This window comes from Enterobacter sp. CPE_E1241 (genome assembly GCF_045618265.1).
Classification (GTDB): Bacteria; Pseudomonadota; Gammaproteobacteria; order Enterobacterales; family Enterobacteriaceae; genus Enterobacter; species Enterobacter adelaidei.
Map to the genome: position 1 here is coordinate 3687628 of NZ_JBIWYV010000001.1, position 17805 is coordinate 3705432.

The window sequence follows — 17805 nt, forward strand, 5'->3', positions numbered from 1 at the left end:
CTGCCTTGCTGATACAGGCGTTTTTTTAAATTGCGCCCTTAAGACAGTGATCTACTTAACCAATGGATCTCTCCTGTTGGAAAAGACCCTATTCCTGCCCCTACACCCAATCCCCCTTACCCCCTTTCCCTCTTCCCCATAAAAACGTACTACCTCCCTAGTACATATGAGGAGTTGGGTCAGTTGGTTGCCAACCTGAACAGGCACCTTTAAGCCTGCTTCTGTTCGGGTACCTTTAAACCCGAAACAATCAGGATCGCGATTGCGTTCCAGCCAGGGGAGGTTCGGCGGTATACCCCTGTAAAGCTCTGCCCTGATTTCTCACAAACAGGCGAAGCCTTGTGTTTGCTTCATGCCTTGCCCGGTTCTCCTTGCGGTATGAAACGGGTTCGGCCTCGAACGTCTCCTGATACACAGCTGCATAACGCTGGATAGCTTTTTGTCGTGCAGTTGGTGTCAGGCTAAGTAACTGCTGCTTAATCCACTCGGCATCAGCTTTTGAGTGGGTATCCGGCAGCAGTGCGTTATCGAAGTTGCTCTCCGGTATGTTCATCGGAAAAAACCTCATCCAGACTGGTTTCATATCCGAGCTGCCTAAAGGCGCTCACAATGCGTTTCCCAACTTCAATATCTGGGATTCGACGACCAGTTTCGTAGTGGCTAATGGCCCCTTGAGAGCTAGCGATCAACGCTGCCAGCTCCCCCTGGGTCACTTTTGCTTTCAGCCTTAGGCTCTTAATACCGCTCATTCGGATAGTTCCCATCTAAATAATACATAACGTACTATACACACATAAAACAATAATACAAAATGGAAGTTGCTCAAAAAATACGGATTGTAATAATCATGTCTATGAAACAGAGATGGCAGGACCTGGCCAAATCCAGGATGAAAGAAGTCGGAATGACTCAAGAACAGCTAGCTGAAGCACTCGGTATGACACAGGGTGGGCTAGGCCATTGGCTGAACGGAAGACGTGAACCTAACCTGGAGGTCATAGCAAAAATTTTTAAAATTCTACAAATGCCAGGTTTTGTGGTTGACGCTGACGGCGCAGTGAGCGACGCAAGAGCTGATTACAATGTGTCATTTCACGCCATGAATGAATCGAAAGGAAGCTACCCCGTAATCAGTTGGGTCAGCGCAGGGGATTGGATGGAAGCAGTGGAACCATATGATAGGCGCGCGATCGACCGCTGGTATGATACAACCGTGGAATGTTCAGAAGATTCATTCTGGTTAGATGTCAGAGGGGATTCGATGACATCGCCAGCTGGGCTTAGCATTCCTGAAGGCATGGTTATACTGGTCGATCCTCAGGTTGAACCCATCAACGGAAAGTTAGTTGTCGCTAAGCTCGATGGGGATAACGAGGCCACTTTCAAAAAGCTGGTTATCGATGCTGGTCAACGATTTCTCAAGCCGTTAAACCCTCAATATCCCATCATTCCCATAAACGGTAATTGCCGTATTATCGGCGTCGTGGTTGACGCAAAGATAACCAACCTGCCATAGTGCACAAGCCGCGAAAGCGGCTTTTTTTATCCCCCCCGTCACGAAATCAAACAAAAAACCCTTAACAAACATCGATATAAAAATTAATACATCAGATTAATCCGTTTTGTATTGACGGTGATTAATACGTTATGTATTGTTTAATCATCAACAAGCAAACGGAGCAGGAAGATGAGCACTCAACAATTGGTATCTGAAAATGGTCCCATCCATAAGCTAGCTATGGATATTGATCGCGTGGTAAACGTGCTTGAATATGCCGAATCTGATCCAGATACTGGCTATAAGCCAGCAGCTCTCATTCAAATTTGTATTAACCAATTAAAGAAAAACCTTTCAGTTTTAAATCGCGAAATCGGGCATGACTGGCCGGAGAACAAACAATGATAACTGATACTGTAGTTCTCAATAAAGATGAAACAAGCGCTATGGTCATGAGTTGGGCGCACGATATAACTTGTTGTTCATCTTCATTATGGTTACTCCTTGAAAAAATGACATCCGAAGAAGAAATAAGAGAACACGCATTAATTACTTTAGTTGTAAAAACGTTAGAAGAAGTAAACGAACAAATAAATAACTTCGAAATTAAATCACTATAAGTAAAAAAATTAATAAAACACCTTAAATGGTGTGACCAAACTCACCCTGAGGAAATGAAAATGCAAAATTCACTTTCTTTCAACGAGCCAATTAAATCTCCACAAATGCTGTTCGGCTCTGACAATATTAATGATTTTGGAAACAGAGTTAAGAGCTGCCGGATGGAAGGTGATTCAATGCAGCCGACTATCGAACCCTGTGAGGCTGTTGCTTTCGTTGATTGTGGAGGCCGCGTTCTTACACCCGGCATCTATGTTTTTACCGGCGATGTTTTTGGCCGTAACTGCCTGTTCATCAAGCGAATAGAACCCTTGCCGGACGGGTCACTAAAGATTATTTCTGACAATCTCCATTACCAAACTTTCACGCTTAATGTCGGTGAGCAAAAAGACATACGTATTCACGGAAGAGTAGTCGCATCTTTAGCTGTGAGGCGCTTCGTATGACTTTCATCAAAGATAAAACGGCATATAGATCAGCATGCCTTTATGCGGCCTGCGGTTATGAGGTAATCGCCCGACTTTACCTTAAAAAAGCATATGGACGGTAATTATGAGCATTTTAAAAAGGCAGAATATTCAGGGCGTAAATATCAAAGCAGAACAGTTATCAGGTTTGTCGCAAACATTATATGAATATCACGACAAGCTCGACAGATTTCAACTTGAAACTATATGTGCTCTGGTATATGACCTAGCCGCTGAGATTCACGGATGGACGGAAAAGGAGGAAGAAATAGTTATGAGCTTGGAGGAAGAACAGCGCAATGGATAAATTAATAGAAACATATCGGCGCCGAATACTTAAAGCCGCGTTATTACGCCACCAGCGTAAAACCGGAAGCACCTGCATCATTATTAATATGCCTAAGGGGGGAATAAACACCGTCGAATTAACAGAGATACTACTTGATGGTCTGTTGAGACGATTCGAAAAGCTGGCTCTCAGTGAATACGGGAATATCGACGGCGTAAAAGCCATCAGAGGAATTTACAGCAACGCCGTAGATGTGAATGGCAGCGGTGAGTTCCTGACAGAAAGCGGAAAGGCATTAATCGACGATCTCATTGCTGAGCTGGTCGAGTTTGCCAAGAAACAAAAATCAGTCACAGCGGAGACAAGCCATGAGTGATCAGACACCAATTATCACGCACGAACCAGTAAATATCGTGCTGACAATCGAGAACGGGAAAGTTATCCACGCGCGCCCGGTTCAGAACGGCGAGGTTACAGCATCGCTGGAGACTTTTTTATGGATGGCTGAACGCGCCGGTTACACGATCACCCCACCTGCAGGAGAGAAGGACAATGGCCCTGACAGCAATACGAATTCCTGAGTGGGTACACCTGCAGGCGGTCCATATCCTCCGCCAGTTCAGAGCCAGGCGGATTCATCCCTGCCGTATGCACGGCTCCGGAAACCTGAGCCTGAGGGTTAATCGCCGCTGGCGGCTGCTGTCCCGAGACGGCGGCCAGAACTGGGAAGTAATGAGTCACGAACGATACAGCAAATTGAAGGACAGAAAATGAAAATTCAACATCAGGACTATGGCGCCGTGGCGAGCATCGTTATCACAAGCACTCTGTTTGAGTTCCGAAAACATAACAGAGTGGTAGATGTCACGCTGCTACACACACCCGGCATCGTAGCAACCCGTAGCGGGATGTTCTTCATGAGGACTGTTTTATCCGGCAAATCTCGGGACATGCTGTGTGCATACAGAGCTGTTTTTCGGGAGGCGTCACGATGAAGTATTTCCTCCTCTCTATGCTGTTTGGCCTGTTGCTGGTGGCCGTCGTTTTCGGCGCGCTGATTGAGTATAAATTTTTGATAGGTTTCTGAGGTATGCCATGAAAAAAGGTACCACTGAAATTATTGCACGCTTGACCCGTTTAGCGGTGGAGGCCAAAGAACTGGGGCTCGCCACAATTCCCATCGACCCGGAAAACATGTTGATGGTGCTGGGGGAGCTGCCGGCCAGTTCGGCCGAAAAGTCGGCCGATTGCCAGAACGACTATCAGGCTGCGATCGACATCTTGCGCGACAGAGCTGCTCACGAACTCGATGGTGGTTTTCGCGCTCATCACAACGCCCTGATTTATGCCGCTAATGAACTGGAAAATGCCCAGGCTTTCGGGCGGGAGGTCAGCCATGAGTCTTGACTGTGTACCTCTTTCTACGTACTGCAGGGACGCGGGGGAAACGGTAGAAGCCGTTAACAAACGGATACAAAGGGGGTTATGGAAGGAGGGAGTACATGTATTAAAAGTCGATGGCGTTAAAGAACGCTGGATTGACTTAACGGAGGTTTCAAAGTGGGCAAGAAAGAACAAGGATCATTATCTCTCCCAAGAGGAGTAACCATCCGCCAGCATAAAACTGGCGACACTCTGGTTATCACTTTCACATACAAAGGGGTTCTGTGCCGGGAACCCCTCTCCAAAATGGAAGCAAACGCGCGCGGTGTTAAGTACGCCGAGCGCCTGCTCGGGGAGATACAAAACCAGATCGTCAGTGGCACCTTTGAATATGCGAAATATTTCCCCAACTCCAAAAAGCTGGAGCTGTTCGGGGTGGTGAAGAAAACCAAGAACATAAAATCCTACCTGGACGAGTACCTGAAAATCTGCCAGAACCGCAACCTGTCCCCGTCGACTATAAATGGTTATGAAAAATGCCTGTCGGCGCTGTCAGCTCTGCATAAACTCCACGTGTCAGAACTGACGCCAGCGGTCCTTAAAAACTGGATAGCCAGCCGGAAAACAAAGCTGAAAACGACCAGGAATAACCTTTCGTTTCTGCGCAGCGCCATCGATGAAGCTGTTACGGATGGCCTGCTGACCATTAACCCGGTAACCCTCGTCAGCGCCAGCCGGTACCACGTGATCGACAGCAGCCCGAGCGCCGACGATTACGAGGTTGACCCGTTCACGCCAGCGGAGACCCTCGCCATTTACCAGAGCTGCAGGTACCCGGAATGGGAAAACCTGTTCCGCTTTGCTTTCAATACCGGTCTGCGGAGCTCCGAACTGTGCGCGCTGCGCTGGCCTGATCTCGACACCATCGCGAACACAGCCCACGTTCAAGCGGCCAGTGTCGTAGGGGTACTTAAAGGCACCAAGACAAAAGCCGGTACCCGTAAGGTGGAGCTGAACAGTGAGGCGCTGGCGGCCCTGCAGGCGCAGAAGCAATACACCTTTATGAAAAGTGAGTTCATATTCAGCGACCCGAAAACGGGAGAACCCTGGGCGAACGCCGACGCTATCCGTAAAAAAGCATGGGTGCCGACCCTAAAAAAAGCTGGCGTGCGCTACCGTAACCCGTACCAGACGCGGCACACATTCGCAACCAAGCATATTAGCCAGGGCGTTAACCTCTTCTGGCTTGCAGGACAAATGGGCCACAAAGGGCCGGAAATGATATTCCGCAACTACGGTAAATACCTGGCGGAATATGACGGTAAAACCGCGATTTCAGCCGCGCTGTAGCGGGGGAAATATTTCAAAATGTTGTACAGAATCAGGACGTTAGACAGACCTCAATATGCACGTAAAATGCACTTGAGGCCTGTCACAGTGACAGAATTGTTTATTTTCAATGGGTTAAACACTTATCGGACGCGAGTTCAACTCCCGCCAGCCCACCAAAATTCTCTATCGGTGATTACCAGAGTCATCCGATGAAGTCCTAAGAGCCCGCACGGCGCAAGCCCTGCGGGCTTTTTTGTGCCCTCAATTTGTCCCGCGAAGTCTGAAGAGAACTAATTAGTATGTCGGAAGATCTCTAAAAGTGAATGGTACGTTTTGCAGGGATACTTACAATACTATTTGCTGTTTTCCTTATCTGGAACCTGGTGTCATATCCCGTTTCCGTAATGCGTTAAATGCAATGCTGGAGGCCAATGAGAAAGTTAGAGCCGCCAACGGTAAAAGAATATATCCAAACCGTGTTCGTCACGTTTGGGTACGGGAGTTTTCCAAAGAGGGAAAATACCACTTTCATCTTGGCTTTTTTTAATAAAGATGCCTATTATCACTTGGGAGATTATGAAACTGAAAGTAATCTACGAATGATGATTGTAAGAGCATGGTATAGCGCATTGGGATTGGATGATTATCCGGGATTAGTTTACTACCCTGAAAATTGTCGTTACATTTTGGATATAAATAATTATAAATTCAGTGCTAAATATTGTAGCCTACTCAATCGTTTAGAATATTTATCTAAATATGATACAAAAGTGTTTGATGAGGAGCGGAGGAACTTCGGTTGTAGCCGATAGCTTTAAAAAACGTAGTAGCCTTATGGTGTTAACCATAAGGCCTTTATTGCATAATAACTTAGTTAAAATAAATTAAGCACCAATAAAACCAGTAATATTATGCAACATCCCGGTATTATTATATGTGGTAGCAAACTAAATAAAGACTGAACTAAATCATTAGCTTCTGTTTTTTTTCTTCCATCACACTCAATAAATACGTCATCAAAAATAAATGGAAGCCAATATTCATCCATGAAACCACTTTTAGTGAAAAAGTAACTATGCCCACCATCAAAAAATCTATTTTTTAAAAGTGGCGAATATCCATAAAATCCATTCCTACCAGCATTACCTAATCCCCAAACAGCTGTATTACACAAGACTAAAGGTAGATCTTTTATTCCACACTCATTAACTATTAATTTTGGCTGGCATTTCTCAATGAGTGATGCCATATCATAATCACTTTTTAATACACTGCCACAAAGTATTATTTTCCCAATAGAGGCATTCCGTTCTATGTCACTTGAACTTAGAGTATTTACCGTTAAATACGTTCCAAAGCTATGAGATATGAAATTAAGTGTTGCATTTGGGTATTGCGCCGTCAAGTTAACAACAAATCGCTCGTAATTTTTAATTGTTTTTCTATGCAAGAAAGGAAAAAGTATTTGAAAAGCTGAGTAATATGGATATGTGTATTTTATGATCTTGATGTTCGGTTTTTTATTTTTTAACTTACTCTCCAGATCATCTTGCCATTTACCTGATGTCATTATTCCATGCGTGAGAACATAGATATCTTTATCAGGTTGCCTTATCAAATGAGTTTTTTGACTTGCGATTATCCATTCTATTTTTGATTTTATGGCATGCGCCCAATCATCATTGTAATAATCAAATATATTAAAATCAATACTTCTAAACTTCTCAGCATACTTTTCAAGTAACGCAGGGTACTGGGTAAGTCCTATTATATATGTAGGTGTTAAAAAATTCACAGCTGATAATTTATATAATATACTGACCCCCCCATCTTCCTTTGGTGACGAGTCAGATCTCTGTGGCAATTGTAAATCAAGGATTAGGATATCAAATTTAATTTCTTTTAAACTGTTAAGGCCATCTTGTATATTGTCATGCGAAATATAGGATGGTTTGTGTATTCCATTCCTCTCCAGAACATTTTCTATATCAGTTCTTTTATTTTCATCGTCCTCTATAATTAAGATACGAATCATGTTATAACTCCGTTATCTTCTTTATTAAATCTGTTTTCCATAATTCAGATTGCAAATCAAAAAGGACATAACCCTTAACTATGTTTGGATAGCTAGCTATCAATTCTTGTGCTATTTCACTTATCGGTTTCAGACTACTGTGACGACCAAACACTTCAAATTGTGTAACTATAATAGTAGGTGTTGTAATACCACGGTAAGCCATTTTCGTTATTACATCCTGACCAGCAAGCGTCCTCATTTTCCCATCATTATTCATCGGCTCTTTTGAATCATAATTTGGCATTGTCATATCTAGCAGAATGATATCAAATTTTACTGATGACGTTAATGCTTTAATAGTTGTAGTAAAAGAAAATGTTTGTGTAATATCAGAAGATCCAAAATTTTCTTCTATGCACGTTCTTAACACACGTTGCTTTTGTATATTATCATCTGCTATTAAAATTTTCACTCAAACATCCCTCCATTATCATAAATCCCAATAGTAATACCAAACGAATTTTCTGTTGGGTGGATATGAACGTGATTTTTACATTTCAGTTCAAGTGATAGGATTTTTTTAATTTTAAAAATTCCACTACCTGTCTCTCTCGCTGAATATGTTTCATATTCAGTATCAAGAATTTCGTTTATACGCGAAAACTTTTCAAGCTCATCTTGATTGAAAGGCTCTTGAACTTTATTCACAAATGATAATTCAATCACATCATTATTTTCATTTATATCAACAATTATTTCTGTGCTATCTCTGTTAGCACCATGCTTAACAACATTTTCAAATATCAACGTGAGTAAAGTTACTATAGGTGTAAAATGTTTTCCTAAAAATATTTTTTGGGTGTTTAGACTACCTGAGAAATTTATTTCTAGCCAAGGATGTAATTTACTCAATATCAACCTTGATTTCTCGATCGCTGCTTTAAGTGCAAAGGGGGTTTTAGATGTTCCAGACCAATTGAACCAACTTTGCAGAAATTCTATAGACTCTTCAAGTTGAATTTTAGATTGGCTTATAGCTCTATTAATATTTTCAATCTTAATTTCATTTCTTGTATTTTGTATGGCATCAATCATTTCATGTCTTAATTTTGGAATGAAATTATTTTTAGCATAATCTAGACAATCATTTGTTTTTTCGTCAAGATAGTTGAAAATCAACTCAATAAAAGTATCTCCATCTATCTTATCAATGCTCCCTGCCATCTCCTCAACAAACTCTATTTCTATAGCATAATTGAAAACCTTGGCACTCTCAATAAATTCACCTGTGTTAATGTGAACTTTTTCTTTGGCATCATTAATTATCGTATTAAGTTTTTCATTCAAAAGGACTAAGTTTTTATCTATAGAATCTAAAAAACCTTTGTTGTAGTAACCAAAATCGTTTCGCCACACTGGATTTGGAATAAATTTGGAATCTTTCGATTTTAATGCTGCTATACCGTTATTTTTTAATGGAGCCCATAGGAGATTGACTATACCACCATGCCGTATACCTACGTTCAGAGACTGATCTATTCCATAAAGCTTATCAATTGTATATCCATCTGAAACTTTCATCATCAAGTCAAATACATCCCTCATAAATGGAGTAGACATTGTATGATACTCAATCCCATGATCGTCTGTTAATTCAACATATGTATTTAATTCTTTATTATCGCTACCTCGTAGTATTTCCAACTCTCTTTCTACATCATTAATCAATTTCGCTTTTAATGAGCTCTTATCAACATATATTCTACCTTCTCCAGCCTCATTGGAACATGCTTGTACGATTAACTTGTAAAAAATATTGGTTATTTCATTTTTTGATTTCCTGACAGTTTTACTGTCAAATTTTTCTTCGTTTGTTACTATATATCTATCAATATTTAGCCGTGTAAGTAAAACATCCACCTCCGACTCTATTATTGAGGTCATACCCTCTAACACATCAATACTAAGTAGTTCTGTAAGAAAAAATGCCGGGATACTCTCATTTTCAAATGTTATCTGATTTTTATCAGTCACATCAATGTTTTCGAGAAAGTTTTCACACACATTTGATGTATGTTGAATGTATTTTGCAATTATATTTTTATTATAAGCGTTAAGTATTATCGCTTCATTATATAGCTCATCATTATTTGTTTTATAATGCCCCTCTTTAGCAACATATTCAGCAACTGTATTAATTGGTAACGTCCTTGGATTCGCCCCTTTTGAAAGCAGTTCAGATAATATTGTAATGGCAACAGATATTTCACCTAATGAAAAATGACAATATATGATCTTTGCCTTGAGTTCTTCGATGTAGTTTTTTTCAGATTTATCGAGAGAATTACTATATAGATTAAGTGCTTTACCATATTCCCCATCATAAAAATATTTATCAGCTTTTATTTTATCCCTTCGCCACGCACTAATATTTTCATCATCAAGCCATTTAAAATTCGTAGAATCCCTAAAAGAAAGCTTATTGTTTATTAACAGTAAGGAATCTACATAGTTGTATCTCTTAGGATTATTGATACCGTCAGAACCATCAAAGTTATCTAATATACATCCTATAATATGAACCCAGTCGTTATGCAATAAAACGTAATATATTTTACTAAGTTTCTTCAGTGAGTCTTCAAATTCAATATTTGAAAAAAGGTTACACGAAAGCCTTATTATTTCTCCTATCGGACCAGGTAGTGACGTATTTTGTTTTTTCCTTACTAAGGACTTTATATAGGGTAAATATATTACTGAAAAATATGGTTTTTCTAATAAAATTTTCTCGGATTGGGTTATAACGCGTTCATAGTTATTATTGATATAATTATCTATAACTTCATTGTATTGTTCATCTTTGATGTCACTCTCAGTACCACTTATTCTTTTGTAAAAAATTTCGATTTCGGAGTCGTGGATGCTATTTGTTAACTTCTCTACACATGTGACAATTTCTGAAATATCACTGCCGTCATTGTATTTATAAAAAATAAAGCGTTTGAAAGAATTATACATATCAAAAATTCTTTTCTCACACGTGTTTGAAAATATAAAATCCATATTAGAATAAACATCACACGGACTAAAATCATGTCTATATTTTATGGTTTCTTCTAGTTGTGGTTGATTATCTATCCTCACTTCCTCGATCATCTTACCTATTGAAAACCTATATCTTTCAGATGTAACAGAGGGATTACATCGTATACCTTCGTAAGTTAAGAATGACTGCGATAAACCATCTTCAATATGAGTAAACTCTTTTATTTTGTCTTTATATTCTGTGATCTTACCTTGGAAATATAAAAGCGATAGTTCAGTTGCAATGGTCCAATTGCATACACCATGGTCATCTATAAATTTTTCAAGGTTTCTTTTAGCACCTTCAAAGTCTGCAAGCAAAATGTTATTTGTAATAGCAACCTTAGCCTTTACAAAATCATTTAAATCCTCACTAAAGTAACCAAAAATCTCTGTAAGCCATTTAACAACATCCCTTATTTCTAGCATTTCAAATGGCATTGTTTTAATATTAAAAATATCAATAGTATCTCCTTTATACCGATAATTCATTATATTTTTTGCTACTGGTAAATCGAGGAAATTCCTAAACATATATAAAAACTCAGTAAAACTATCTTTCCGCATCGATTTTGCTAATACTGAAAAGCATACATTAGATGCTTGTTCAATATTTTTGCTAGCATTGATCCTTCTCTGAAATACTACTTGTTGACTGATCTTTTTTTGTGCCGGTGAAGAATGCTTTTTATTCATTGTAAAGGCAATCCTTTTGTTAAAAAAATGTTACAAATTTAAAATAAGCTACCGCACTAAATCTCCTTAAGGGGTGATCTATTCTCTTATGCATGTGAATGATAGCCCCGCTCTACCGAACCATGAAAACATCTAAAAATCAATAAAATAATGTACTGTACGGTATTTTTGACTTGCAGTGCTCACCAATTGCAGTTCTTCCTTGTAGGTCGATGCTCCATAAAAACAAGCCTAGTTCTCGGCCTAACAAACCTCTTGCAATGACTAATCTTCTATAGTCTGCCCCCTATCTCTCATGTTATGAGCCACAGAGGTAGCAACATAAGCTCAATTGTTATTTGCAGCGATGTCGCTCCTGTATTTATTACGCACATTTTCATATCGCCTAGGATAAACGAAACAATCATGGCTCTGAAAAGAGAATCCTCTATATATCACTGAATTTAAAGAAATTTCAAACATATATCATTCGTCTGCACATAATATCATAGCGGCGAATTCTTGACCTGCCCCCTCGGGATTAGATACAATCTTCAGTTGCTAATGTCGGTTGGTTTTTGTTCATATTTCCTTTTTCGCCAGTCCGTTGCGAATTCAGCTGGTGTCTGGTAACCCAGCGATGAATGAGGACAGCACTCGTTATACTCCTGCCGCCAGTCATTAATCGTTTTCCGCGCATGAAGAATATCGCTGAACCAGTGTTCATTCAGACACTCATCGCGAAAGCGTACGTTAAAACTCTCAATAAATCCGTTCTGCGTTGGCTTACCTGTCTGGATAAGCCGGAGTTCCACACTATGCTCAAAGGCCCATTGATCGAGCGCGAGGCAGGTAAATTCCGGGCCCTGATCGGTTCTTATTGTCGTCGGATACCCCCGAAACAACGCAATGCTGTCCAGAATACGCTTGACATGAACGCCTGAAATACCGAAAGCAAAGGTGATCGTCAGACACTCCTTCGTGAAATCATCCACTCATCACGAAATCCATCGAGCATGAAAGGTTCGGTACATCCGGGCGCAGAAGCTGAAACCGTTCGGTCGCCAGCCCTTTACGGCGTCGTCTGCGTTTTACGCTCAATCTATTAAGGTAGTAAATACGGTATACCCGCTTGTGATTGACGTGAAGGCCCACCCTACACAGCAACTGCCAGATGAGCCGATAACCAAAACGTCTGCGTTCAAGCGCCAGCTCAGTAATACGCCCTGATAAATATGCATCAGCAGCCGGACGCTGAGCATCATAACGGCAGGCCGACAGGGACAAGCCTGTAAGCCGACAGGCACGACGTTGCGACAGACCGGTCGCATCACACATCAACACCACGGCTTCCCGCTTCTGGCCTGACGTCAGTACTTTCGCCCCAGAGCCACCTGAAGCGACTCCTTATCCAGCATGGCTTCGGCAAGCAGCTTCTTGAGCCTGGCGTTCTCTTCCTCAAGCGACTTCAGGCGCTTAACCTCGGCCACCTCAATACCGCCATACTTCTTATGCCAGGTGTAAAAGGTAGCGTCGGAAATGGCGTGTTTACGGCAGAGCTCACGGGCAGAAACCCCGGCTTCAGCCTTGCGGAGGATACTGATGATCTGTTCGTCGGAAAAACGCTTCTTCATGGGGATGTCCTCATGTGGCTTATGAAGACATTACTAACATCACGGTGTATTAATCAACGGGGAGCAGGTGAGAAACATACTCGGAATTAATGATGCGACAGGTTCAATCAATCTCTCTGATATTAACCCGCGAATTGACCGAGTTAACCCAGCCTCAGTGTGATGTTGTGCTCAATGGCAAAAGCACCGGTATTCTCGTTCCCGGGCACATACTGGAAGCAGCAGTTCAGGTGAATGATCAGCGCGACATCCTTTTTCTGACAGATGATGTCATTTTCGAGGAATATCTGATCATCGCCCTTATCGATATTCGCGATGGTGTTAAGGAGATTATTCGTTTAGGCAATGCGTATTCGACGGGCATTTTTGAAGACTTATCACTTACAGCAGATAGTATCCATTTCAGGTTCAGCGGCGGTCGTCTGTGGATGATAAAAACCTCTGACGAGCCTCGTTTGAGATCGCCTTTTGATTCAGTGCCGAAAGACGTGAAACGAGACATCGGGCTGAAAAAATACATGACGCTATCCACCTGGTCGGCCAATTAACCCCTCATATTGACCAACATCAACGACACCGCCCTTCCCCTATGAAAAATTAAAAAGCACACCCAGCGCTACGGAATAGCCCCACCCGGAAGGAACCCCACCATGTACAGACCCATAACCGTCATAATATTCATTCTCCTGACCCTCGCCGCCCTCGCTGAAATAGGTGTTTTATCCTTTGGATAATCCTCAGGCGAAATACCCCACGTCAGGGCATGTTGATCTCATTACAGTTTTTTCCTAAAGCCACCCCGCTTCGTCTGTGCCATGCTGAATCACGCTCATAACCGATAACGTTAAATGAGGATATTATGAAAAAAACAATTATCGCATTATCTGCCGTTCTGCTGGCTTCCCCAGTATTTGCTGCGACCACAACACATGCAACTGACGATACCGTCGCTGCGGCGAACGCAAACGCCAACGAGGCGAAGCAAAAACTGCACGAAGAGCAGAACAAAGGTGAAGAGCTGAAGCTGAAACAAAAGCATGCTGCGGAAGGTAAAAGCGAGAGCTTTGGCAGCAAGGTCAGCGAAGATTCCCAGAAAGCCTGGCATAAAACCAAAGAAGGTACCGAGAAAGGGTGGGATGCCACCAAAGAAGGTGCTGAGAAGGGCTGGAACAAAACCAAAGAAGGTGCCAGCGAGCTGGAAAAGAAAGTCACTGAATAACCCCTTCGAAAGGCCGCAAACGCGGCCTTCTTTATTCCCACCTACTTTGCTTCCTGAAGACTAAACTTGTCACAGGGGGGCACCATCATGAGCCACAAAGAAATCGCACCAGAAACCCAGGGCGTCACCGTTGAACTACTCTCCATCGTCGATCTGGGCCCGGAGATCGCAGGCATGGACGGGCGACAGCTTCGCATGCGCAGGGTGACACTCGCTCCCGGCGCAGTCTTTGGTCCGGTGCATGATCATATCGATCGCCCCGGTACCGTGTTTATCCTGGAGGGGACGATCACCGACCATCGTAACGGGATCGCCACCGATTACGGTCCCGGTGTCGGCTGGCCGGAGGATCACAATACGGTTCACTGGCTGGAAAACCGTGGCCAGGTTACCGCCGTCGAAATCTCGGTTGATATCATTAAAAATCCCGACGCATAAAAACCGAATAGATCCCAGGGGTGTCGCGTTTACTGCCAGTTCCCCAAAAGAGATCCTGAGATGCTACGACGCCTGCTTATGTTGCTTGTTTTGGTCTGCCCGTGGGCATTAGCCGCCCCGCAGAGCTACATCATCGACACCAGTAACACCGCCATTCGCCTGTCGTGGCATGCCTTCGGCGGTATCCTCTCCTGGGCGACATTCAGTGGCGTGACGGGTGCCGTGACGCTTAACCCGAATAACGATGTCGATGACTATATTCACGTCACTATTCCCGTTGCGACCCTGGTTGCCTCAAACAGCCTGCTCACCTGGCAGCTGAAAAGCGACATGTTTTTTGAATCTGAGCGCTATCCGACGATTGAGTTTGTCAGCTCTCGCGTGGTCGCCCAGGGTGCCGGACGATTCAGAGTGTTCGGCACGCTGACCGTGCGAAATATTGCCCGCCCGGTGATTCTGGAAGCCGTAGTGGAAGACCCGCATGCGCAAGCCCTCACGCTGAATGCCACCACAGCGATTTCGCGCGCGTCCTACGGGATGGATAAATTTGCTCTGGTCGTTGACGATCGTATTGCCATCGCTATTGCGATTCAGACGAACACAATCCCCTCATCCTGAGATCAGGCGTTGCAGCTGTTCTGCGTTGCTTTGCAAGTGAGACGACGGGTTTCGGCCTATCAGGACAAACTGATAGCCCGCATCCTGCCACCACACCAGGTTCATACTGTGCCGCTGCTCCTGTTGAAGAGAAGCCGTCGTCTTCTCATCAACAGGAGAGATACAGAGCGCCATTGGGCCGTAGTCGGCGTTGATCCAGGCAATCTGCGCGATAGAGGTGGTTTCATAGCGCAGCATGCGCACCATTTTGAGTTCTGCACCCTGCAGAATAAGCTGCGACATCTGCAATTTCATGCCGATATCCTGTGCGGCCCGTTCCAGGCCGCGTTGCAGAACAGGCGGTGCGCTGTCCATATCCAGCAGTGTTTCAACGCTGTACAAAGACATGTATTGCGCTTCGAGGTCACGAATATGGGCGTTTTCATCATCAGGGGCGGAGGCTGGCCGCAACAGATACCCCAGCCCGGAACCGACCATCAAAAAACTGACCGACGCAGCAATCAGTGCGCGTCTGCTTACGCCCACCGGCGTGGAAGAGTGTGGTTCGGGAAGTGCCGCCAGACGCGCCTGCATCTTCTCAAGGGGTGCGTCATCCAGCAGGGAAGCAAAAGCCCCGGAGTAGTCCTGATTGCTTTTCATTAGCTCAGCGGTTCGCCCGGAGAGGTGTTCATCACTTCTCAGCTGTTCTTCAAAGTGTTGTGCGTCTGCACGGCACATCTCGCCATCTATCCATGCCACGATAGCATCGTCGTTATAAGGCGGTGTAAAACGGTGCGAATTCAAGAGCGCTTCTCCTTTACCGGAGGCATTGCCTCGGCGGACCTCGCAAGCGTTGCCCGCGCCGTCGCCAGTCGGCTCATTACAGTACCAATCGGCACCGCCAGGGTATCCGCTGCCTCCTGATAGGTAAAACCTTCGACATAAACCAAAAAAACCGTGTTGCGCTGGGCTTCCGGTAACGCATTGACGCGCTGCATTACCTTCAGGTAATGCAGGCGCGTTTCATCCTGCTCACGGGTGTCTGGTGCCAGAAGTTCGTCGCTGGCGACAAATCCCTGCCCCTGGCGGACATGTCGTGCCCGAAGCTCGGAGATCCAGATGGAGTGCAATATCGCAAACAGCCACCTGTCGATGCGCGTGCCAGGCGTATACTGGCTACTCCTTTCGAGCGCACGCACGCAGGTGGACTGAACCAGCTCTTCGGCGATATCCCTGTTGCGTGACAACACCAGCCCATAGCGCCAGAGACGCGCCAGGTGTGCCGCTAACTGTTGACGAACCTCACTGGTAGCGATGGGTTTTCCCTCCACGAGAAACTCAGGATTCCGGCTGTCCGTTGATGGCAGCCTGCAGATCGCGGTACTCCTCGCAGGACTGGCCACATATGCCTGCTATTACCTTCAACTGTTCTTTCGCGAGGTCAGGCCGTCCCTTGACCATCCATGCCTCACCCAGGTATTCACGGGCTTTGGCATAATCCGGGGCGATCGCCAGCGCACGCTGGTAATAACCAATACCCTCATCTGTACGTCCCAGTTTGCGTGTGGCATACCCGCGATAGTTCCACGCTTCAGCCGTATTGCCATTTTTCAGCGAATCAAGGAGATTCAGCGCCGCCTGATACTCCCCTTTCTTAGCAAGATGGTACGCATAGTTGGTTTTGTCCTGATCGCTCAGGCTGCTGCTCTTGTCGGGTACACATTTCTGGGTTGCACTGTCATACACCTGCCCTGATGGGCAGTCAGGCGTTTTGCTCTCGGTACTATTATTGCCCATTGCCAGCGCCAGTGGGGACAGCAGGGTAAAAATCAGTACCGGGATCAAACGAAGAGAGGTCGTGTTCATATAAAGCTCCAGGGTAAGAAGGGGGTGACGTCAGTAAACGCCCGACTCACGATTTTTATTCATTCTCCCCGCGAGTTTTTTGCTGTCCAAAATCATGCTGATGTCGTCGGACTCATGACAATGAATAAGCTTATTTCACCCTTAACTTAATGTTATTGTTTGCGGGTGATAGCAGAATTTTAACTCCGCACAAAAATATATTTTATCCTCCAAGCGACATAATATATCTTACATCAAAAATGTTACCCTAACTTAAATGAATATTAAGCACACTTAAACAACCACGTTTTTCATTATATTAAAAACATTCCCTACCAATTATCGCACTGTATAAACCTCATTAAAAATAACATTGCACAGAAAAAAAATAACCATCAAAAACAAATATTTACATAAATTAAATCATTGAAAACCCCAATATATAAATGCCACGTTATTGTTTCGACCTTTATTTACAAAAGCCAAAGTTGCACAACCCGTGTTTTCTGTCTATATCATTTTTATATCTCAAAAACAATTCCTCTATTAATTACAGGGTTATATAAGACACTAAACACCCATAAAAACGGTTCTGTTTTATAAGTCATTAGATTCGCTCTGATGTTGCCACTCTGAATACTGGCGGGCATCGTGCGCGCTAAAAACAACGGTCAGTGCTGCGTAAAACAGCGACTGCGCCGGGGGC

23 protein-coding genes and 2 pseudogenes are annotated in these 17805 nt (G+C 43.6%); 16 read left to right on the forward strand and 9 right to left on the reverse strand.

Going from position 1 to position 17805, the window contains the following annotated elements:
- Positions 1–250: 250 nt before the first annotated feature.
- On the reverse strand, positions 251–553 hold the full coding sequence (locus ACJ9Y9_RS18025; RefSeq protein ID WP_045354481.1) for a hypothetical protein: 303 nt from the start codon (positions 551–553) through the stop codon (positions 251–253).
- Complete coding sequence (locus ACJ9Y9_RS18030) at positions 525–749, reverse strand: helix-turn-helix transcriptional regulator (protein WP_407226210.1); 225 nt, start codon at positions 747–749, stop codon at positions 525–527. The genes ACJ9Y9_RS18025 and ACJ9Y9_RS18030 overlap by 29 nt, the downstream gene beginning before the upstream one ends.
- Positions 750–847: 98 nt before the next feature.
- Here ACJ9Y9_RS18030 and ACJ9Y9_RS18035 point away from each other — a divergent pair, with 98 nt between their 5' ends.
- The 12 genes and pseudogenes from ACJ9Y9_RS18035 (at position 848) to ACJ9Y9_RS18090 (ending at position 6402) form a co-directional block, all read left to right on the forward strand.
- Entirely contained in the window at positions 848–1516 is a 669-nt protein-coding gene (locus ACJ9Y9_RS18035) for a LexA family protein (protein WP_407226211.1), read from the forward strand.
- Positions 1517–1687: 171 nt separating this feature from the next.
- Positions 1688–1903, forward strand: coding sequence for a hypothetical protein (locus ACJ9Y9_RS18040; protein ID WP_063132040.1), 216 nt, complete (start codon positions 1688–1690; stop codon positions 1901–1903).
- Positions 1900–2118, forward strand: coding sequence for a hypothetical protein (locus ACJ9Y9_RS18045; protein WP_127732065.1), 219 nt, complete (start codon positions 1900–1902; stop codon positions 2116–2118). The genes ACJ9Y9_RS18040 and ACJ9Y9_RS18045 overlap by 4 nt, the downstream gene beginning before the upstream one ends.
- Before the next feature lie 60 nt (positions 2119–2178).
- Positions 2179–2565, forward strand: coding sequence for a helix-turn-helix transcriptional regulator (locus tag ACJ9Y9_RS18050; protein WP_407226212.1), 387 nt, complete (start codon positions 2179–2181; stop codon positions 2563–2565).
- 106 nt (positions 2566–2671) lie between these two features.
- Positions 2672–2893 (forward strand): hypothetical protein, encoded by a 222-nt coding sequence (locus ACJ9Y9_RS18055; protein ID WP_407226213.1) that lies wholly within the window; start codon positions 2672–2674, stop codon positions 2891–2893.
- Positions 2886–3251: a hypothetical protein gene (locus ACJ9Y9_RS18060; protein WP_103142032.1), complete on the forward strand. Its 366-nt coding sequence runs from the start codon at positions 2886–2888 to the stop codon at positions 3249–3251. The genes ACJ9Y9_RS18055 and ACJ9Y9_RS18060 overlap by 8 nt, the downstream gene beginning before the upstream one ends.
- Entirely contained in the window at positions 3244–3456 is a 213-nt protein-coding gene (locus tag ACJ9Y9_RS18065; RefSeq protein ID WP_214600525.1) for a hypothetical protein, read from the forward strand. The genes ACJ9Y9_RS18060 and ACJ9Y9_RS18065 overlap by 8 nt, the downstream gene beginning before the upstream one ends.
- 189 nt (positions 3457–3645) lie before the next feature.
- Positions 3646–3870, forward strand: a complete 225-nt coding sequence (locus ACJ9Y9_RS18070) for a hypothetical protein (protein WP_407226214.1) — start codon at positions 3646–3648, stop codon at positions 3868–3870.
- A 100-nt stretch (positions 3871–3970) separates the two neighbouring features.
- Positions 3971–4282, forward strand: a complete 312-nt coding sequence (locus tag ACJ9Y9_RS18075) for a hypothetical protein (RefSeq protein WP_219940133.1) — start codon at positions 3971–3973, stop codon at positions 4280–4282.
- On the forward strand, positions 4272–4481 hold the full coding sequence (locus ACJ9Y9_RS18080; RefSeq protein ID WP_000050710.1) for a hypothetical protein: 210 nt from the start codon (positions 4272–4274) through the stop codon (positions 4479–4481). Before ACJ9Y9_RS18075 ends, ACJ9Y9_RS18080 begins: the two co-directional genes overlap by 11 nt.
- A complete protein-coding gene (locus tag ACJ9Y9_RS18085; RefSeq protein ID WP_032625797.1) occupies positions 4436–5608 on the forward strand; it encodes an Arm DNA-binding domain-containing protein in 1173 nt (390 codons plus the stop codon). Before ACJ9Y9_RS18080 ends, ACJ9Y9_RS18085 begins: the two co-directional genes overlap by 46 nt.
- 400 nt (positions 5609–6008) lie before the next feature.
- Positions 6009–6402, forward strand: a pseudogene (locus ACJ9Y9_RS18090) (inovirus Gp2 family protein).
- 62 nt (positions 6403–6464) lie between these two features.
- Here ACJ9Y9_RS18090 and ACJ9Y9_RS18095 read toward each other — a convergent pair.
- The 4 genes and pseudogenes from ACJ9Y9_RS18095 to ACJ9Y9_RS18110 form a co-directional block, all read right to left on the reverse strand.
- Entirely contained in the window at positions 6465–7625 is a 1161-nt protein-coding gene (locus ACJ9Y9_RS18095; RefSeq protein WP_028016758.1) for a response regulator, read from the reverse strand.
- Between the two features lies 1 nt (position 7626).
- Complete coding sequence (locus ACJ9Y9_RS18100) at positions 7627–8079, reverse strand: response regulator transcription factor (protein ID WP_032666781.1); 453 nt, start codon at positions 8077–8079, stop codon at positions 7627–7629.
- The gene (locus tag ACJ9Y9_RS18105) at positions 8076–11387 is read right to left on the reverse strand and encodes a hypothetical protein (RefSeq protein WP_028016759.1); all 3312 of its coding nucleotides are present in this window, start codon (positions 11385–11387) and stop codon (positions 8076–8078) included. The genes ACJ9Y9_RS18100 and ACJ9Y9_RS18105 overlap by 4 nt, the downstream gene beginning before the upstream one ends.
- Positions 11388–11920: 533 nt before the next feature.
- Positions 11921–13000, reverse strand: a pseudogene (locus tag ACJ9Y9_RS18110) (IS3 family transposase).
- Positions 13001–13089: 89 nt separating this feature from the next.
- Between ACJ9Y9_RS18110 and ACJ9Y9_RS18115 the strand changes: the two are divergent.
- The 4 genes from ACJ9Y9_RS18115 (at position 13090) to ACJ9Y9_RS18130 (ending at position 15275) form a co-directional block, all read left to right on the forward strand.
- Positions 13090–13548, forward strand: a complete 459-nt coding sequence (locus ACJ9Y9_RS18115) for a hypothetical protein (protein ID WP_229255528.1) — start codon at positions 13090–13092, stop codon at positions 13546–13548.
- A 311-nt stretch (positions 13549–13859) separates the two neighbouring features.
- Positions 13860–14219, forward strand: a complete 360-nt coding sequence (locus ACJ9Y9_RS18120) for a hypothetical protein (protein ID WP_028016762.1) — start codon at positions 13860–13862, stop codon at positions 14217–14219.
- 87 nt (positions 14220–14306) lie between these two features.
- Positions 14307–14657 carry a cupin domain-containing protein gene (locus tag ACJ9Y9_RS18125; protein WP_028016763.1) on the forward strand — a complete coding sequence of 117 codons (351 nt, stop codon included), beginning with the start codon at positions 14307–14309 and terminating at the stop codon, positions 14655–14657.
- A gap of 60 nt (positions 14658–14717) precedes the next feature.
- Positions 14718–15275 (forward strand): YceI family protein, encoded by a 558-nt coding sequence (locus tag ACJ9Y9_RS18130; RefSeq protein WP_028016764.1) that lies wholly within the window; start codon positions 14718–14720, stop codon positions 15273–15275.
- On the opposite strand, the gene ACJ9Y9_RS18135 is transcribed toward ACJ9Y9_RS18130, so the two are convergent.
- The 3 genes from ACJ9Y9_RS18135 to ACJ9Y9_RS18145 are packed head-to-tail and all read right to left on the reverse strand — an operon-like array spanning position 15267 to position 17120.
- On the reverse strand, positions 15267–16058 hold the full coding sequence (locus ACJ9Y9_RS18135; protein WP_028016765.1) for an anti-sigma factor: 792 nt from the start codon (positions 16056–16058) through the stop codon (positions 15267–15269). The two genes, ACJ9Y9_RS18130 and ACJ9Y9_RS18135, sit on opposite strands and share 9 nt — an antisense overlap.
- Entirely contained in the window at positions 16055–16585 is a 531-nt protein-coding gene (locus ACJ9Y9_RS18140; RefSeq protein ID WP_028016766.1) for a sigma-70 family RNA polymerase sigma factor, read from the reverse strand. Before ACJ9Y9_RS18140 ends, ACJ9Y9_RS18135 begins: the two co-directional genes overlap by 4 nt.
- 7 nt (positions 16586–16592) lie before the next feature.
- Positions 16593–17120, reverse strand: a complete 528-nt coding sequence (locus ACJ9Y9_RS18145; RefSeq protein ID WP_028016767.1) for a tetratricopeptide repeat protein — start codon at positions 17118–17120, stop codon at positions 16593–16595.
- Between the last annotated feature and the right edge of the window lie 685 nt (positions 17121–17805).